Annotated in this window: 25 protein-coding genes; 24 read left to right on the forward strand and 1 reads right to left on the reverse strand. The window is 39.2% G+C overall.

What is annotated here, in order from left to right; translation table 11 throughout:
- Positions 1-346 precede the first annotated feature (346 nt).
- Positions 347-586: a hypothetical protein gene (locus tag CL181_RS08430; protein WP_097298870.1), complete on the reverse strand. Its 240-nt coding sequence runs from the start codon at positions 584-586 to the stop codon at positions 347-349.
- A 207-nt stretch (positions 587-793) separates the two neighbouring features.
- Here CL181_RS08430 and CL181_RS20865 point away from each other — a divergent pair, with 207 nt between their 5' ends.
- From CL181_RS20865 to CL181_RS08545, 24 genes are all read left to right on the forward strand, one after another.
- Positions 794-1,234 (forward strand): hypothetical protein, encoded by a 441-nt coding sequence (locus tag CL181_RS20865; RefSeq protein WP_097298871.1) that lies wholly within the window; start codon positions 794-796, stop codon positions 1,232-1,234.
- A 37-nt stretch (positions 1,235-1,271) separates the two neighbouring features.
- Positions 1,272-1,925, forward strand: a complete 654-nt coding sequence (locus CL181_RS08440) for a hypothetical protein (protein ID WP_097298872.1) — start codon at positions 1,272-1,274, stop codon at positions 1,923-1,925.
- 14 nt (positions 1,926-1,939) lie between these two features.
- Positions 1,940-2,293 (forward strand): hypothetical protein, encoded by a 354-nt coding sequence (locus CL181_RS08445; RefSeq protein WP_097298873.1) that lies wholly within the window; start codon positions 1,940-1,942, stop codon positions 2,291-2,293.
- A gap of 116 nt (positions 2,294-2,409) precedes the next feature.
- Positions 2,410-2,628 (forward strand): hypothetical protein, encoded by a 219-nt coding sequence (locus tag CL181_RS08450; protein WP_097298874.1) that lies wholly within the window; start codon positions 2,410-2,412, stop codon positions 2,626-2,628.
- A complete protein-coding gene (locus CL181_RS08455; RefSeq protein WP_097298875.1) occupies positions 2,625-2,966 on the forward strand; it encodes a hypothetical protein in 342 nt (113 codons plus the stop codon). Before CL181_RS08450 ends, CL181_RS08455 begins: the two co-directional genes overlap by 4 nt.
- A gap of 1 nt (position 2,967) precedes the next feature.
- On the forward strand, positions 2,968-3,330 hold the full coding sequence (locus CL181_RS08460) for a hypothetical protein (RefSeq protein WP_097298876.1): 363 nt from the start codon (positions 2,968-2,970) through the stop codon (positions 3,328-3,330).
- Positions 3,331-3,447: 117 nt separating this feature from the next.
- Complete coding sequence (locus tag CL181_RS08465; RefSeq protein WP_097298877.1) at positions 3,448-3,714, forward strand: hypothetical protein; 267 nt, start codon at positions 3,448-3,450, stop codon at positions 3,712-3,714.
- The gene (locus CL181_RS20245) at positions 3,711-3,848 is read left to right on the forward strand and encodes a hypothetical protein (protein ID WP_176505118.1); all 138 of its coding nucleotides are present in this window, start codon (positions 3,711-3,713) and stop codon (positions 3,846-3,848) included. The genes CL181_RS08465 and CL181_RS20245 overlap by 4 nt, the downstream gene beginning before the upstream one ends.
- Positions 3,845-4,024, forward strand: coding sequence for a hypothetical protein (locus CL181_RS08470; protein WP_097298878.1), 180 nt, complete (start codon positions 3,845-3,847; stop codon positions 4,022-4,024). Before CL181_RS20245 ends, CL181_RS08470 begins: the two co-directional genes overlap by 4 nt.
- Positions 4,024-4,728, forward strand: a complete 705-nt coding sequence (locus CL181_RS08475) for a hypothetical protein (RefSeq protein WP_097298879.1) — start codon at positions 4,024-4,026, stop codon at positions 4,726-4,728. Before CL181_RS08470 ends, CL181_RS08475 begins: the two co-directional genes overlap by 1 nt.
- Before the next feature lie 39 nt (positions 4,729-4,767).
- On the forward strand, positions 4,768-5,013 hold the full coding sequence (locus CL181_RS08480) for a hypothetical protein (RefSeq protein WP_141398846.1): 246 nt from the start codon (positions 4,768-4,770) through the stop codon (positions 5,011-5,013).
- Positions 5,010-7,232: a minichromosome maintenance protein MCM gene (locus CL181_RS08485; RefSeq protein WP_097298881.1), complete on the forward strand. Its 2,223-nt coding sequence runs from the start codon at positions 5,010-5,012 to the stop codon at positions 7,230-7,232. The genes CL181_RS08480 and CL181_RS08485 overlap by 4 nt, the downstream gene beginning before the upstream one ends.
- A 755-nt stretch (positions 7,233-7,987) precedes the next feature.
- Positions 7,988-8,398 carry a hypothetical protein gene (locus CL181_RS08490; protein ID WP_097298882.1) on the forward strand — a complete coding sequence of 137 codons (411 nt, stop codon included), beginning with the start codon at positions 7,988-7,990 and terminating at the stop codon, positions 8,396-8,398.
- Positions 8,399-8,400: 2 nt separating this feature from the next.
- Positions 8,401-8,697, forward strand: coding sequence for a hypothetical protein (locus tag CL181_RS08495; RefSeq protein WP_097298883.1), 297 nt, complete (start codon positions 8,401-8,403; stop codon positions 8,695-8,697).
- On the forward strand, positions 8,694-9,095 hold the full coding sequence (locus CL181_RS08500) for a prepilin peptidase (protein ID WP_097298884.1): 402 nt from the start codon (positions 8,694-8,696) through the stop codon (positions 9,093-9,095). The genes CL181_RS08495 and CL181_RS08500 overlap by 4 nt, the downstream gene beginning before the upstream one ends.
- Positions 9,096-9,415: 320 nt before the next feature.
- Positions 9,416-9,856 (forward strand): hypothetical protein, encoded by a 441-nt coding sequence (locus CL181_RS08505; protein WP_097298885.1) that lies wholly within the window; start codon positions 9,416-9,418, stop codon positions 9,854-9,856.
- Between the two features lie 4 nt (positions 9,857-9,860).
- Positions 9,861-10,508, forward strand: a complete 648-nt coding sequence (locus tag CL181_RS08510) for a hypothetical protein (protein ID WP_097298886.1) — start codon at positions 9,861-9,863, stop codon at positions 10,506-10,508.
- Positions 10,509-10,564: 56 nt separating this feature from the next.
- Positions 10,565-10,888 (forward strand): hypothetical protein, encoded by a 324-nt coding sequence (locus CL181_RS08515; RefSeq protein WP_097298887.1) that lies wholly within the window; start codon positions 10,565-10,567, stop codon positions 10,886-10,888.
- Positions 10,878-11,318, forward strand: a complete 441-nt coding sequence (locus CL181_RS08520) for a hypothetical protein (protein WP_097298888.1) — start codon at positions 10,878-10,880, stop codon at positions 11,316-11,318. The genes CL181_RS08515 and CL181_RS08520 overlap by 11 nt, the downstream gene beginning before the upstream one ends.
- A gap of 4 nt (positions 11,319-11,322) precedes the next feature.
- The gene (locus CL181_RS08525; RefSeq protein WP_097298889.1) at positions 11,323-12,087 is read left to right on the forward strand and encodes a hypothetical protein; all 765 of its coding nucleotides are present in this window, start codon (positions 11,323-11,325) and stop codon (positions 12,085-12,087) included.
- The gene (locus CL181_RS08530; protein ID WP_097298890.1) at positions 12,087-13,055 is read left to right on the forward strand and encodes a hypothetical protein; all 969 of its coding nucleotides are present in this window, start codon (positions 12,087-12,089) and stop codon (positions 13,053-13,055) included. The genes CL181_RS08525 and CL181_RS08530 overlap by 1 nt, the downstream gene beginning before the upstream one ends.
- Positions 13,052-13,444 carry a hypothetical protein gene (locus tag CL181_RS08535; RefSeq protein WP_097298891.1) on the forward strand — a complete coding sequence of 131 codons (393 nt, stop codon included), beginning with the start codon at positions 13,052-13,054 and terminating at the stop codon, positions 13,442-13,444. Before CL181_RS08530 ends, CL181_RS08535 begins: the two co-directional genes overlap by 4 nt.
- Positions 13,441-13,836, forward strand: a complete 396-nt coding sequence (locus tag CL181_RS08540; RefSeq protein WP_097298892.1) for a hypothetical protein — start codon at positions 13,441-13,443, stop codon at positions 13,834-13,836. The genes CL181_RS08535 and CL181_RS08540 overlap by 4 nt, the downstream gene beginning before the upstream one ends.
- Positions 13,833-14,702, forward strand: coding sequence for a hypothetical protein (locus CL181_RS08545; RefSeq protein WP_097298893.1), 870 nt, complete (start codon positions 13,833-13,835; stop codon positions 14,700-14,702). The genes CL181_RS08540 and CL181_RS08545 overlap by 4 nt, the downstream gene beginning before the upstream one ends.
- Positions 14,703-14,715: the final 13 nt, after the last annotated feature.

Consider the following 14,715-nt stretch of genomic DNA (forward strand, 5'->3'; position numbering starts at 1 on the left):
AAAGATAGGAGTATAAAGAAATTTTAGATGCTCCGATGGGGATTTGAACCCCAGGGACGGGCCTGTGTGGTCCATGAGTCTGCCGGCAGCAGCAAACAAACGAAGCACCAGCAGACATTACCGTTAACAGCGGTATGGAACCACATTATATATATTGTCCTGGCCTAAAATACTTTTCTTTTCTCAAGCCCTGAGCATTATCTGCCTTTATACTTAATATATATTTTGGTATATCTATATTATGGTGTTTATCATAATGATCATTTATTAATTAGAAGATTAGGCCAGCTTCTTTTTTGCGATAAACAATACAACAGTAAAAAAAGCGGCATATTTTGCTATAATTTTATAATTCATTTACATCAACTCTATTCTTCTTTCTTACAATAAACGATTTTAGCCGCGCTGATACTGTCCGGGTAGCATTAAATGTATATTCTACCAGCCTAAAAATACTGTGGAATATCAAAAACCCTACAATAAAATCTACTATAAGTTGAATCCAATTGTGAGGATGTGTGGGCGATACAGAGGCATTAGCAGTGAAAGCCAGCGCAACCACTATAGCGTACATTTTTGAAACCATTATACATCAGCTCCCATTTTGATCAAATTCAGTTTTCTTCATAATATTATAATATTCTTTAGAGTGTATAATCTTTAATCTAAAATAATGCTCATCGCCTTAATGCAGAGACATACAATAATGTTATTTTCATTCATCATAATGACGGATTTTTAAGAAAAGATGATATATATAAAAATATAATACTATATTAAGGTGATAATACCAATGAGTTTAAAAAAAACCACAATATACGCTCTAATTGTCAGTACGATGATTTGGATTATTTCACATATAAAAGTACCTAGTATGCAGGTATTAAGCTTCGATATCATAACCGAATTTGTTTGGTTCTTATTTATATTTATGATATTTTATATTGTAAGCTTTGTATTTATTAACATCAAAACAAAAACGCAAATTATCTTATTAATTTTGGTGTTATTCTTGACAACTGCAATAACATTAAATATCATTTTGCCTAAACAAATTATCAATCCAAAAGAGGATTATCCTCTGGATATATTAATATTAATTTTTATAAGGGATGATCCGTTAGATTTTTTTATTTTAGAACTGTGGGCAGTATCCATTATTATAACAATAAAAAATCTCAAACCGATTTTAGACAAGGCATATAAGAGATTCTTGCATCCAAGTCTCGAATAAGAAACAGTGATTACAGAAATCAATGGAGGAGAATAAAATGGGCTTGTTCGGTAAAACAGACCAAGAAAAACCTGAATTAAGCGAGAAAGGTTCAGAGGAGATAATACTTAAACATATAAACAAGATCGCAAATGACGAGAATGGGTTCCGATTAATAAGATTACTCATGCAAATAATGGATGAGAACCAGAACATAAGCCTTATATGCTCTTTCCGTAAACTTTCGCGTTTTAGGAAAGACTTAACGTGTGGCTTCTACCAAATCCTATCTATTGTGGATCGTCCCTTCTACCCTGGTGATATACTTGTATTCTCACATGATAAGGAGTATAAAAAGGGAGATACTCTTCAATACTGTGACCTAAGGAACGAAGGAAAACTAGAATTCCACTACCTGATATTCGACTTTATAAAAGAAGATGGGGTTGTAGTGAGAACCGTTCTGAAAGACGATGATAAAAAATATACAATCCAGCCCTGGCAGATATTAGGAAGGCTGGTCTTTAAGTACGACCCTGGTTCAGCTGAATGGAAGAAGTTTATCGAATCTGAGGGAATTGATAAAGACAAGATCATTGATGATATAGAGAGGGATATAAAAAGCATTACAGATACACAAGAGTTCCCTGAAAAAGAAGAGGTCCTATCAGAGCTTAAGAGAAGAAAAGGTATCATAACGAACCCTAAATAAAATGAGGGGAGATAATGACATATAATGTAAATGGGATTGGGACCAATCTATCAGGTGAAAGAAAAATCACTGTTGAGGAACTGGTGCGTTGGTCTGAATATCTTCCAATAAAGCCTTATACCCGTCATCCTGAGTTCTACATAGCAACCGAGTCTTTCGTTGTTCTATTTTTGCCTATTATCCCAATCGAAACCTTTGTTCATTACTATCCTGAGGAGGAGTCTGGACATAAATATATTATCTCGTACTACCCAGTAGGCGAGGGAAAAATATACTGGGAACACATTAAAAGTAGTTACGTCTTTTACATAGTACCAGCAATCATCTCCACACTACTTGTAAACTATTTAATAGGAATCCTCTTATGAGACCACAGATCGCTTTAGTCTATCTACTGTGAATAGAACAATTTATATAGGTATTGATATAATTATTGATTGCTTTCTGTGCCTTTAACAGGGGTACGAAGCAGGAGCAGCAAACTATGCAGGAAAATACACAGCAGAGCTTAGCTCAGGCTAAGAATAATTGTATATATGTGGGAACAAACGTTCTTTTCGAGTATGGCAAACATGGTGTTGTTCGAAAAAGCATTCTGAAAGGGACAGTGGAGGGCCTTCAGGGCGAATACATTCTGATCCAGGGAGAGGATGGCGGGAAATATAACCGGCATAAATCACAGGTCAGGGTGGCTTACGTATGAACGAAAATAATCAAGATAGCGGAGCGGGTACCCTAGAACAGAAAAAGAAAAGTTCCTTTGAAAAAAAATTAAAAAAGGGACAAATTAAGATTTTTCTTGATGCTAATTTGAAACCCGAACTGACCGGCACATTCAAGCATCATATTCATAAAAATTCGTTAGTTCCATGGCGGATATTGTGTCTATGGAAAAAACGAGGATTCAAACCTCTTAAACGGGGTGTCGCACATGTGCGGTTTGAAGATTCTGATAAAAAATATATTTTTCCGGCTTATTTTTCGAATCGGCCAGAGAAAAAAACAGATTCTGGACGCGCTGTAAATCTCCAGGAAGTGTAATATGGCAGAATTGATAGAAATTCGAAAAGAGGTTGTATTGTTCACCGTAGATATGGAGAAAATACTGAAGAAACATGACCCTGAAAAAGGTGAGTCATGGAAAACAAAGGATTATTGGACCCTCATTGATATGCTTGAAAAACAGCACGCAGATTTTGTCTGGTTAAGTTCTCATAAGAAATTCGATGAGGCAAAAGAAAAATTGCTTGACATAGCAAATGTCTCCATGATGCTGTATCAATTTTATCAAAAACATGGATTAGGTGCTTGTGATTCTGTCCCTTCTGCAGGCCTTCCAGGATTGAAGGACCAGGACAGAAATGAATCAGATCCATACATGGATGTTCATGGGGGGCTGGATTAATGAGATGTTCAACTTGTGGCTATTGGTCAAAATTGTCTGGAAAATGCATCTATAACTATCCTGTGATGGCTATATGGGAAAATGCCAGATGTGCTATTCCACGGAGGTGACGCGGCTATGATAGATAAAAGAAAGTTCCTTCACCGGATCACCGAGGAATATGAGAACTTGGTGCCAGAGGTTAAGAGTATGACCCATATTCATGTTTTCAAGTGCACAGGATGTGGATGGGAAGCAAGGATCTCTGAAGAGAATATGCGCTTTGTAGGGGGTTCTGTTGATTGTCGGGGTGAACCCGATGGTCTCGGTTGTGGGTACGCCTGCGTTTTTGACCATATTGAAATTGAGGATGGGAAAGGGAATGTGACGGCGGTGATTGTATGAAACCATATCGAGTTGACCTCAGTCTGGATGAGTTTCAGTTTATTAGGATTTTGATCAAAGTTCAGAGATTCAATCCGGATCCTGTGCTGATCGGGTTACGGAAGAAATTCACAATAGATGAGGGAGAGTCATGATAGACAAAGGAAAACTTTTTGATCGGATGACCGAGGAATACGAAAATCTTGTTTTTCAGGGCTACTCAGTTCAAGAAATCGCATACATGGGGACTTGTCTCATCAGGCTTGCATTAGAGCGAAAGATAGCCACTGCTGCAAAGTTAAAGCCTGAGTTGGAGCCGGGGATGGAATAATGGCAGATATGGCAATCATTGTCATCAATGCAAAGACCATCCTTGCAGATCTTGACAGAAAGTATCAATGCCAGATGGTTGAATGGAAAAGCCAGTGCCTTTCTATGCATTCAAATTTCAAGAAAAAGACCTCCAGATCAAATAAGAACGGAAAGTCGTATGAATCGACGGCATGGTACAAGATCAAGCCTGGTGGCGGTCTGGAGTCTGTAGGAAAAGAAGAACCGGACTACAGCAAATATTATCCTCCGGAGCCAAAGCCAGCTTATTCATTCAAATTCCAGAAATATGAAGAGCATGTGATCCTGAACATTAAAGATTATGAGGCAAATCTGAAGCTTTTCAAGGATTGCCTTGCGTTCAATCTTGAGCTATGCAGGAATCCGCTGATCAAGAATTTAAAGAAAGTCAATGGTGCGAAAACCCTCAAGTTCTTCGATGATCGCGATTTAGATATCCGCCCGAAAGAAGAAATCTATGGAATGCTTGCGAAAGTCACTTTGATAGCGAATACAGAGCGCCAGCTAGGAAATATGGAGCATGCATCTCTTATGACCGCTATGGGTGTCGGGATGCGCTGGGTTTTGAGAGATTATGATTTTGGACTTGAAGAGCTCACAAAACCGAAAATTGATCAAATTAATTCTGTCCATCCGGAGATCTCCGCAGCTGCTCCTGCGGGAGACAGAAACGCTGGGGGTTGAAGATATGATTTTGGGAACTGTAAAGAGAAGGAGCGAACCGTGCCCCAGTTAGAATTAGGTATCATGCCGCTGAAAGTTGAGCTGAAGGAAGGATTGAAAGTGGCTTTCTTTGTTGATATCAAGCGGCGTTTCAGTAAGAAAAAGGAGACCCATATCGGTGAGGTCAGATCATTCAACGGATCTGGCGTGACTATTGAAGGGATTACGATTCCCGGATATTATAATCGGGCGCCGGATAAAATCTTTGAGGTTCATCAGAATATAAACTTGGAGATGTTTAAATGAACTCCTCGGAGATCATAATCTCCCTGCTTGGCGACAGCGGGAAAAAGCAATGGACACGTACAGAAATCCTTGAGATCATATCCGAACAGCTACGGATAGAGAAAATGGATGCTGCACATAAATTTGATGCAGTCAATAACCGCTATGATTACTTTGAGAAAACCAGTGAAGACTCACAAAAATACCGTTTCTCAAAAAGTGGGAACCTGAAATATAATTCCCTGAAAAAATTGAAAGAATCTGACAGTAATTTTGAAAATGCTGTCGAGACGTTCATCAAAAATTATTATTGGACTGAATTTCTTGAATGCATTCTTAAGGAAAAGGAATACATTGAAATTGATTATCAAAAAATCTGGATAGGATTCCCATATCTTAAAGATTTGCTGGAAAAGGACCCGGATAAGGCATTATCAAAATTCAATAAGGCAATCCAGAAGATATCAGTACCTGCGGATAATGAAAAATGGCCAAGTATCAGCATTTTCAATACCGGCGATATATTGCAGGTTGAAGATGTAAAAACCGAGCACATAGGACAATTTATCGAGATTGAGGGGCGCGTTGTTGCGCAGAACCTTACACAGCCAAAAATAACGAATGCAGCGTTCAAATGTGTGCGATGCGGTAATGTTATGTACCTTCCCCAAGTCGAGGGGAAATTCATAGAGCCTTTTGCATGTGATAGCGATGTATGCGGGCGCAAAGGACCGTTCACACTTCTTCAGAAGCCTGAAAGCGACTATATTGATGCTCAGAATATTATTCTTGAATCCATCCGCGGTGGCCAGGTGAATATCAAGGCGGCATTAAATGGGTGTCTCTGCATGCCCCCATGGGAACGTGATGCCAAAGTCGTTCATACATGTGGGATAGTGAGAGCATGGCAAAAGATCGGGACGTTAGGGAAATCTCCATATTTCGAGTGGGTTGTGGATGTTAACAGTATCAAGATCGTGGATGATAACAATGTAGAACCGCCAACAGAGGATGAAATAAAGCAATTTGAAGCATGGGCTAAAAACCCGCATGAGCTCAGAAAGAAATTCCTTTCTTCAATAGCTCCGCATATTTTCGGAATGATGGATATCAAGGATGCATGCAGTCTTTCTCTATTCTCTGATTGGAACTGGGGATTAGATCCGCGAAATGTGATAGACAGAAGCAGCATACACGTGTTATTATTCGGAGATCCCGGTATCGCAAAATCACAGATCATCAAGGATGTGGTCTATATCGCTCCAAAGGGAAAGTTCGGACAGGTTGTGAATATGAGCCGTGGAGGTCTCAGTACGGTAGCTGTGCAGGAAAAAGGTGAATGGTTCGTGAAGAGTGGATTCTTCAGCCAGGCTGACCAGGGTGTTGCTGGCCTTGATGAAATTGATAAGGTGAAGGACCCGAAAGACCTGGATTGCCTTGTATCAGTATTGAATGACCAGATCCAGCTTGTATCGAAGATCGGGAAGAATGATATACCATTCAACACCAGGACCGCTGTACTCGGTGCGGCAAACCCTAAAGGAGGACATCTAAAGGCATCGGAGGATATAATCGAACAGATACAATCAACAATCCCCAGTTACATTTTCCAGCGCTTTGACCTGATTTTTGCCATTCCAGATAATCCGGACGAAGCGAAAGATAGTATTGTAGCCGATACGGTTAATGAAAGATATAGAACTCGAATAATTAACCGCAAAAATATAAAGCGGGAAATTCCTGTTGAGCTTTTGCAGAAATATATTTTGTATGCAAGGACTAAGTCGCTTCCTGATATTGAACTTTCAGCACAGAAACTCATTAAAGAATTCTATTTGAAGATACGGAAAGTTTCAAAAGAATATCCTGTAATCGGGGCAAGGCAGTTAGAGGATCTTAACCGTATGGCTATTGCAATAGCTCGAAGGGAGATGTCCCCGAAGGTGACTGAGGACCACGTAAAGTATGCTATAGGGTTAATGAAGGCTTCCCAGGCAACATGGAGCTCAGGGGATGATTATGGGATGTATAATTACGGAAGGACCAAATCTCAGGCTGAACAAGTGAATAGCATAAGAACTGCTATCAAGGATATTTGTGTAAAGGAATCATATGCCAGGATAGAAGACATTGCCTTCACGTCAGGAATGGATCTGATCCAGGTTGAGCATACGATCATCCTGATGGAAAAGAATAAGGAAGTGTATCATGTGGCTGGTGGGTACAGACTGCCACAATGAACACTTCATTCATTTTTTAATTTCATTTTTATACTGTTATTTATAAGTCAGGACAGAAAACCCCTTTTTTTGTGGTCATAATAACCTGAAAATAGCAAAGCTCAGTGAAAGTAATCAGGGTTTTTGAAAAAACTTCATTTTAAACTTTTTTTAATATATGTGTTTATTGATAGTGTTTTTTTAAAATTAATGCCTACTGTTATGTGAGTTTTTTAAAATCAAATAATATAGACATATATACCTTTTACCGATACTGTAAGCAATTAACCGACAACTGTTTTTTTGCTATAAAAATAACAGTCTAAAAAATGCAAGCTCTAACAGTAGACTTACTTTTTCAAGAAATCAATATCATTATATTAAAAATACTATGCAAGCTGTAACGGTAGCCTTAAAAAACAACTGTATAAACAAAAATGACAAAATGACTAAAAATGAAAAACGAAAAAAGAAAGACTGACCCCCATCAAAAACGCTAAAACGTGTTAAAATGCATCTATGCTTGCTGCTCACATGGTTACACCCAAAAAACTTTATGTGTGTAATTGGCCTCGCGCATACTGCCACTCTTTACTTACATTATCTCTAGCCTTGATTTTTTATCGTATAGCATAGGATCATTCGTTATCGGCAACGATCGGACAGAAAATAGATACATCCTCATTCATTCAATTATGTCTTCCAGGAGAGCTGATCTCTGGCGCCATGTGGACAGAAAGATAGTTTTATGATAATCTAATTATAATTTTGAATATGTGGCCATATTATCAATACCGGATAAAATAGATCAAACAAGATTGAAAAAAGCGTTGCTCATAACAGCGATCATATGTTCTATAATCGGCCTGGCTCTCTGGTTTGAGCAGCCTCATATCCTGGATTATTATTTTGAACATTATGTGCCGGTGGAAAAGATATATGACCCGGACAGGTATCTCAACGATCTGACCGGGAAGATAATTCTCTTTAATGGAACCGTGGTTTCATCCCAGGAAGACAAATTCGTATTAACGGATGAGTCAAATGGATATCAGATCATGTATACATCAGATAAACGCCTCAACTGCATCCCACCAAGAAATAAGGAAGCAAAGGTTGCAGGATATTTCGGCACTATGTTTGATTCAAACAAGTTCTATGCAATATATGTTATCGGGGGTTGCTAACAGTGTCAGATGAATTAATTGTCAGGGACCTTAAACTTATTCTGGCCTTAGTGATAATTCTCAGCTTCATATCTATTGTGAGGGGTGAGCCAATCCTCAACAGGTCGAACGACTCTCTTGAAATAAACATCACTGGAGAGAACATCAAGGAAGCTGGTAGTGCAGCAATTAATTCAACAACAGAGACAGTTACTGAAATAAAAGAAACCCTTCCCGGACAGGTTAAGGTCAAACTTCCTGGATTCGGCTTGATCTTATCTTTGCTGGGATTGATCCTGGCATATAAAAAGGTTAAATGATTTTCCAATTCATAATCTTTGGGCTCCTTATTTATGGCAGCTATACAGATCTGAAGACCTATCATGTCAGCAACCTGGTCGTCCTGGGAATTATCCTGGCAACGATCCCTCTTATCTCCCTGGGAATATCAAATAATATTTTCTGGATAATGCGAAATATCGTAATAATCATTTTTACAATATTGTTTTTCATATTCTATAAAAAAAAGCTGCTTGGAAGCGCTGACATGTGGGTACTGATCCCAATGATGTTCATATTCAATTTCATTGAATTAATGGCTTTTTTGAGTATGCTTGTATTATCCCAGATAGGGATCGGAATAATACTGAAAAAAAAGACGCCCTATTTCCTGGCGATTACACTGGCTTTTGAAATAATATTACTCCAGGTTTGGTAAATGCGAATCAAGAATTTCCCTTATAACCTGGCTATTTGAACTCATTTTTTTATCTGCCACAGAAGATATCCTTTTTTTCAGTGAGTCAGGCGCTTCAAAGCTCAGTTTCGAACTAGACTCATTCGTTTGCATATAATCATTATAAGTATCATATTAAGTATTAAGGCTTTTTTCATAAAAAATCATCATTTTTCATAAAATTTCATAAAAATTAAGAAATTTTCATAACTAAGTATATATTTATTTAATCATTAACAATTGCAGTGTAAAATTTTCTCATCATGCCTTGAGTGTGATGAGAAGGAAGTCTACACAAAAATATGAATAAACTAAATTTACTTTCGTTTGTGATGTTTGTCACAGCAGACCCGCACCTTCTTGAAGGTGTCGTACAGTCACAGCCCCAGACCGGCTGGATAAAATCAGCATGGATCAGACTTGAACATGCAGTAAAAGACCTTTTTGGAAACCTGACATCTGACCAGGTGATCGCCAATGCATTCGCTGCGGTCCTGATCGCAGGTATCATGGGTGTAATACTCGGCGGTATTTTCATTGTCGTGGGTCTGTACCTTACGGCAACGCTGAATAATGCAATGCCTTCCGTGAACGATACTGCATACAACACCTCTAAAACAGTAGTCCAGGGCAACATCAACACTGCATTCCAGATCCTTGGTGTTGCGCTGATCTTCGGCAGCATAGGCGTGATCATAGCATCCCTCATGGGCTGGGTTGGCGGCGGTGGAGCTGCAAGATAAAATCATGAAAACCAACGATAATAACCAAAATGCATTTGGAGCACTTCCAATAGCAGCGATCATGATGATTGTATTGGGAGGAACGTTTCTTATCGTTGGGCTTTTCCTTAATGCCACAGTTTCATCCACCCTAGGGCAGGATCTGACACCGGCAGCAGCGGTAGGAACGTATACCATCACAGGAAACACAAGCACCGGGGAATATGTCAATATCACAACAGGTTCAACAAACCTGTGTTATTATTTCAACACAACTGGAATAGGGAAACCAATCGGTTGTTTGGTGGTAGATGTCAGGAGTGGGGGAAATACTTCAATAATCTCTGCTACTAACTTGACTGCTTCCATGAATGGTGACTCTGATTTCACAGCATTACTTACAGCGACAAACCCGGCTAATAACACCACTGTTGTAACTGCAAAAGAAACTGGCATAAATGCCAACTCTTATACAACCACCGATACCGTAACAAACGGTTCATGGGGGGCAGCAACACTTGCAGGTGGAATCGATGGCATGTCAGCCTATCCAATTGTAAACTCAAACGTTAACACCGCATTCCAGATCCTTGGTGTTGCGCTGATCTTTGGAGGCATAGGCGTCATTATTGGAATGCTACTGGGATTCGGGAAAGGAACTGAACGGAAATAAGGTTAAATATGAATCACAATAGGGGCGTTCCGCCCCATATTTTTTGGTGACAAAACATGGAACAGCTGCTATTCATACTTCTTTTCATTACGGGTGTCGTGATCTTTCTAATCTCTACAAGAACAGATTCGACTGACCTGACAAAAACATATCAAGTTGAGATCTCGCTCATGAGCCTTATCATCTGGTTAGTTATTGGTCTCAGTGCATTTAATATTGAAATTTATAGCGATACTTTAACCTCAAAACAAATTTACGATTATGGTTATATCTGGATCTCAGCGTTGTTCTTCTTGATATCGTTTGTGAATACAGCTGTCCTGTTCTTTTATGGAAGCTTTGCTATGATCATTAAATCGGGGGGATTAAATGGAAAGTAGTAATTCAAGCCAGCAGCCAGTAATCCAGGACAATACAGGCCTGTTAAAAGAGTATACCAGCAACGATCACATTGATGAGGGAACACGGAAAAAGTTTCCGGAGACATATGACACTGCGCTTGTTTTAACTTTCCTGGATGAGAAGGCAGCCCGGGTAATCGAAATAAAAAACAGGATCATCAAGAGAAGCCATAGAAGCCTGTTGCCCGGGCATAAGTTCGATACCAAGGCCAAAATAGAACTTGATCAAAACGATTTGCACGCTTTTTTCCGTAGGCAACGGGCAGTTGTTGGCCCGAGCGGAATGAATGAAAGAATTGCAGAGAACACGCAGATATCACACAACGTAGTTGCAGGTCCGCAGCAAGACACAGTCCACAGCGCGGGATATCTCAGTACACTCCCTATAATAGGGAAATATTTCAGGTGAGATCATGCCGTTAGGAAACATCACTCAAGCAGTACCTATCCCTCCACCAGCTCTTGAACCAATAGGAAACACAATGCCAGGATTATGGCTTATCATCATCGTGTTCCTGCTTGGAACTATTATTCTGATCCTTGCTGTCGCATATATTGCGGTTATGATCTGGGGAGGTCCGATGCTGAAGGCAAAAGCATCCAGGCTCTCAGGAGATGCCATTATCGAGCATTTCGAGACAGGGAAAAATGGGCGTATAATGACAGCTCAGGTTGAAGGCCATGCAATCGTGCACAAAGAAGTGAAAGACGGGACCATGATATCCCTTCACCAGGGCATAAGTAACCTGGATGGCCATCAGGTAGTAATATCATGGGGTCTCTTTGGCGTGAGTATACCAGTTTTTCTCCTTGCAGGGATCACGAAGCTTAAATCCCTGGGATATAACACACGAGATGAAGTTTTAGAAGAACTTGATACCAACGAGGATCTAAAGGCATCCAATCTCATTGATGGAGGATATAATTTCGACAACTTCACAGATATCCTCGTAAAAACAAAATCACCTGTTTACTTCCCACTTGAGATCGAACACGTGAGCGATTTCGTGCAGAATGTGGATCAACACGCCACTGAAGGGGACGTTTCAGATGAGCTCGAGGCATATTCGATATCAAATGAGGATGATTTTGGAAAAATCATGTTCCAGACAGCAATTGCAGTTTTAATTATAGCTATTGCAATGTGGCTGATGCTTGGCGGGACTGGAGGTAAATAATGACAGGTGAAGTAACTTATTCATTTAACGTTCCTGACGTCTCAGCAACTACGTTCTGGATAGTGGTTTCAGTGTTGCTTCTGGCAACAATATTCCTGGCGATATATGATGGGTTTTTCGTGTTTTACCTGGGTAAATCAATGAGGAAATATCTGACAGCACGGCTTGCAAGTGGAAAGGGAATTCTCCAGGTATTCGAACATGAGAATCTTTTCCTTCACATTGCATCACTTCTGAATGGCGGAGTATTCATTGATGAAGAAAATGCTGGCGTAAAGCCCGTAATCCCGAAGTCAATAGTGACATTGAACGCTGTTTCTACAACGCTTGTATGGAACCTGACCCCAAAACTTCCGGATGTATATAAAGCCGCACTTGAAAAACTTGTTAGTCTTGGATATAATTCAGTTGATGATATCCTGGAAGATCTTAATTCAATCAAATATCATGAGCCGGATGATCTACTTCTTGAAAAAAACTCAATATTAAAAACAGTATCAGGATTAAAGAAGAAAAGAAGGGAACTTATCCTTTTTACATTAATCGAAATATCGATCATTGTTGGAATGTACGCAATTGGGTTAGGATTCTGGTATATAATTGCTATTTTGGTATTATCGACATCAATAGCAGCTTTAATTCTGTTGTTACGTTCTCCTAAAAAATCAGAAACAATAGTAACAAAAACCGGAGACAAATACAACCTGACATATGCTGAATTCTTATCTATCCATGAAAGGGTCAGGGCAAGGAATACAATTGAAGTAACAACTGAAGACGTAATTATGTTTAATGAAAAATTCCTTGACGAGCATGCAAAAGCATCATTAGTAGAACGAAGGATCAATGTCGAAAAGAAAAAGCTTCGTGAAAAGAAATACCAGAAATGGGCGTTTATCATCATCGCGGTCCTGGTAATTGGCGGGCTTGCCCTGAAAGCATATATGGTATTGCATGGAGGGAAATGAACAGTACACCCTCAATCAATAGCAACCAGGTACTTGATGTTTTTATAGCCACAAATTTCCTGGCACTTGTAGATATAAAAGCTGATATGGAAAACAGCCTGGCATCCGGTGATGAGAACACAATATTAAGGAATAAGTTAAGGACCTTCCATCGTTGTTTCAATGCATTAAACGGGGCATCGGATCCAAAAGTAGAATCAAAATTAAATGAGACAGAAAAAAAAGAAATATCAAATTTTTTAGAAGATTATATCGTGGAGCCACATTTGTCAGGGCAGCTCGCTTCTAAAGAAAATCGTCAGGTTTTATCAGAATCAATTAAAGCAGCAATTAAAATTTTTTATAGTTATAGACAGGCAATGAAAAAAGCAAGCGTCGGAGGATTGTGAAGACGAAAGAGAACTCTGGCGGGATAACATTAGATATTCCGCAGCGGGAAGGAAAAGAAGGATACATTGGAATGTATTTTTCCCTATTCCTCAGAATGGGTGAAATCATAGCGAGTTCAAATTTCAAAGACACAACTATACGAATTGAAATTTTAACCCGATTTTTAATATCCCTGATCCCTAACGAATCCATAAGGGCTGAAACATCTAAAAAACTTAAAGAAAAAATCGAAGCCAGAATAAAAGAGAGTAAAGAAGAAAATAAGGACCTGACAGAAGAAGAGATCGGCAACATACGTTTGTTGGCCTGTATAGAAGTGATAGGGGAAGTATCTGACTTTATTGACAAGCACATCGGGGTATCAAGAGAGAACCGGGTGGGTGTAGTATGAGTTACATGGATCACGTTGTGAAGATCGATGGGGTTGAACCAGACCTGGCTTCGATCAGTACAATGATCGCAAAGAAAATAGCATCGCCATATAAACAGCACGTGACCATGATGACGGTTGGAAGGACCGGATCAGGGAAATCTTATGCAATGCTGAATTTATGCGAGCAGTTATCAATAAAATTAGCAAAACTTCTTGGAGGGAAACCAGAAGATTATTTTACAATAGATAATGTCGCCATTATCACAAAAGAAGATCTCATAAGAGTGGTAAAATCATTCAAGAAATATGGGATTTATCTCCTTGATGATATCGGTGTAGGATGGAATGCCAGGGACTATAAAAAGGAAGGCAATATCATTATGAACGATATCATCCAGACCTTCAGGCCAAACAGCAATTTCCTCGGCATGTCATTACCTGACAGCTTTCTTATTGATAAAGTTCCACGCTCCCTGGTGCATTATTTCATGGAAATGGATACTACTTATTTTGAAAAAGAAATAACAATAGGTAAACTGTTCAAAGTCATACGCAAACCGAGAACAGGAGATACTTATTTTGAATATCCTTTAAACGGGGCTAAGTATGTTCGATATTCATTCGGAATGCCATCATTAACACTTAGACAGGAGTATGATAAAAGACGAGATGAAAGATACGCAGAACTGGAAAAAACAAGAATGGACAGATGGACTGTGATTAACCAGGAACAGGTTCCAAAACAATCAAAAAAAGATTTATTGTTTGATACCTGGGCCAGTCTTAGAGAAGAAGGTTTCTCACTCCGGGAGATTGGCAGACTGACACATACAGACCACGCCTATGTTGGTAATATCTTAAAAAGTAAGGGTGTGGTTGTTTGAATAATATATTCTT

This window comes from Candidatus Methanoperedens sp. BLZ2, assembly GCF_002487355.1.
Taxonomy (GTDB): Archaea; Halobacteriota; Methanosarcinia; order Methanosarcinales; family Methanoperedenaceae; genus Methanoperedens.

Excerpts from the sequence above, each read along its gene's own strand:
- CL181_RS08515 (WP_097298887.1), top strand. The coding sequence starts at position 10,565 with ATGGAACAGCTGCTATTCATACTTCTTTTCATTACGGGTGTCGTGATC.
- CL181_RS08475 (WP_097298879.1), top strand. The coding sequence starts at position 4,024 with ATGGCAGATATGGCAATCATTGTCATCAATGCAAAGACCATCCTTGCA.
- CL181_RS08440 (WP_097298872.1), top strand. The coding sequence starts at position 1,272 with ATGGGCTTGTTCGGTAAAACAGACCAAGAAAAACCTGAATTAAGCGAG.
- CL181_RS20865 (WP_097298871.1), top strand. The coding sequence starts at position 794 with ATGAGTTTAAAAAAAACCACAATATACGCTCTAATTGTCAGTACGATG.
- CL181_RS08535 (WP_097298891.1), top strand. The coding sequence starts at position 13,052 with ATGAACAGTACACCCTCAATCAATAGCAACCAGGTACTTGATGTTTTT.
- CL181_RS08485 (WP_097298881.1), top strand. The coding sequence starts at position 5,010 with ATGAACTCCTCGGAGATCATAATCTCCCTGCTTGGCGACAGCGGGAAA.
- CL181_RS08530 (WP_097298890.1), top strand. The coding sequence starts at position 12,087 with ATGACAGGTGAAGTAACTTATTCATTTAACGTTCCTGACGTCTCAGCA.
- CL181_RS08460 (WP_097298876.1), top strand. The coding sequence starts at position 2,968 with ATGGCAGAATTGATAGAAATTCGAAAAGAGGTTGTATTGTTCACCGTA.
- CL181_RS08465 (WP_097298877.1), top strand. The coding sequence starts at position 3,448 with ATGATAGATAAAAGAAAGTTCCTTCACCGGATCACCGAGGAATATGAG.
- CL181_RS08445 (WP_097298873.1), top strand. The coding sequence starts at position 1,940 with ATGACATATAATGTAAATGGGATTGGGACCAATCTATCAGGTGAAAGA.
- CL181_RS08430 (WP_097298870.1), bottom strand. The coding sequence starts at position 586 with ATGGTTTCAAAAATGTACGCTATAGTGGTTGCGCTGGCTTTCACTGCT.
- CL181_RS08500 (WP_097298884.1), top strand. The coding sequence starts at position 8,694 with ATGATTTTCCAATTCATAATCTTTGGGCTCCTTATTTATGGCAGCTAT.
- CL181_RS08510 (WP_097298886.1), top strand. The coding sequence starts at position 9,861 with ATGAAAACCAACGATAATAACCAAAATGCATTTGGAGCACTTCCAATA.
- CL181_RS08505 (WP_097298885.1), top strand. The coding sequence starts at position 9,416 with ATGAATAAACTAAATTTACTTTCGTTTGTGATGTTTGTCACAGCAGAC.
- CL181_RS08450 (WP_097298874.1), top strand. The coding sequence starts at position 2,410 with ATGCAGGAAAATACACAGCAGAGCTTAGCTCAGGCTAAGAATAATTGT.
- CL181_RS08545 (WP_097298893.1), top strand. The coding sequence starts at position 13,833 with ATGAGTTACATGGATCACGTTGTGAAGATCGATGGGGTTGAACCAGAC.
- CL181_RS08455 (WP_097298875.1), top strand. The coding sequence starts at position 2,625 with ATGAACGAAAATAATCAAGATAGCGGAGCGGGTACCCTAGAACAGAAA.
- CL181_RS08470 (WP_097298878.1), top strand. The coding sequence starts at position 3,845 with ATGATAGACAAAGGAAAACTTTTTGATCGGATGACCGAGGAATACGAA.
- CL181_RS08525 (WP_097298889.1), top strand. The coding sequence starts at position 11,323 with ATGCCGTTAGGAAACATCACTCAAGCAGTACCTATCCCTCCACCAGCT.
- CL181_RS08520 (WP_097298888.1), top strand. The coding sequence starts at position 10,878 with ATGGAAAGTAGTAATTCAAGCCAGCAGCCAGTAATCCAGGACAATACA.
- CL181_RS20245 (WP_176505118.1), top strand. The coding sequence starts at position 3,711 with ATGAAACCATATCGAGTTGACCTCAGTCTGGATGAGTTTCAGTTTATT.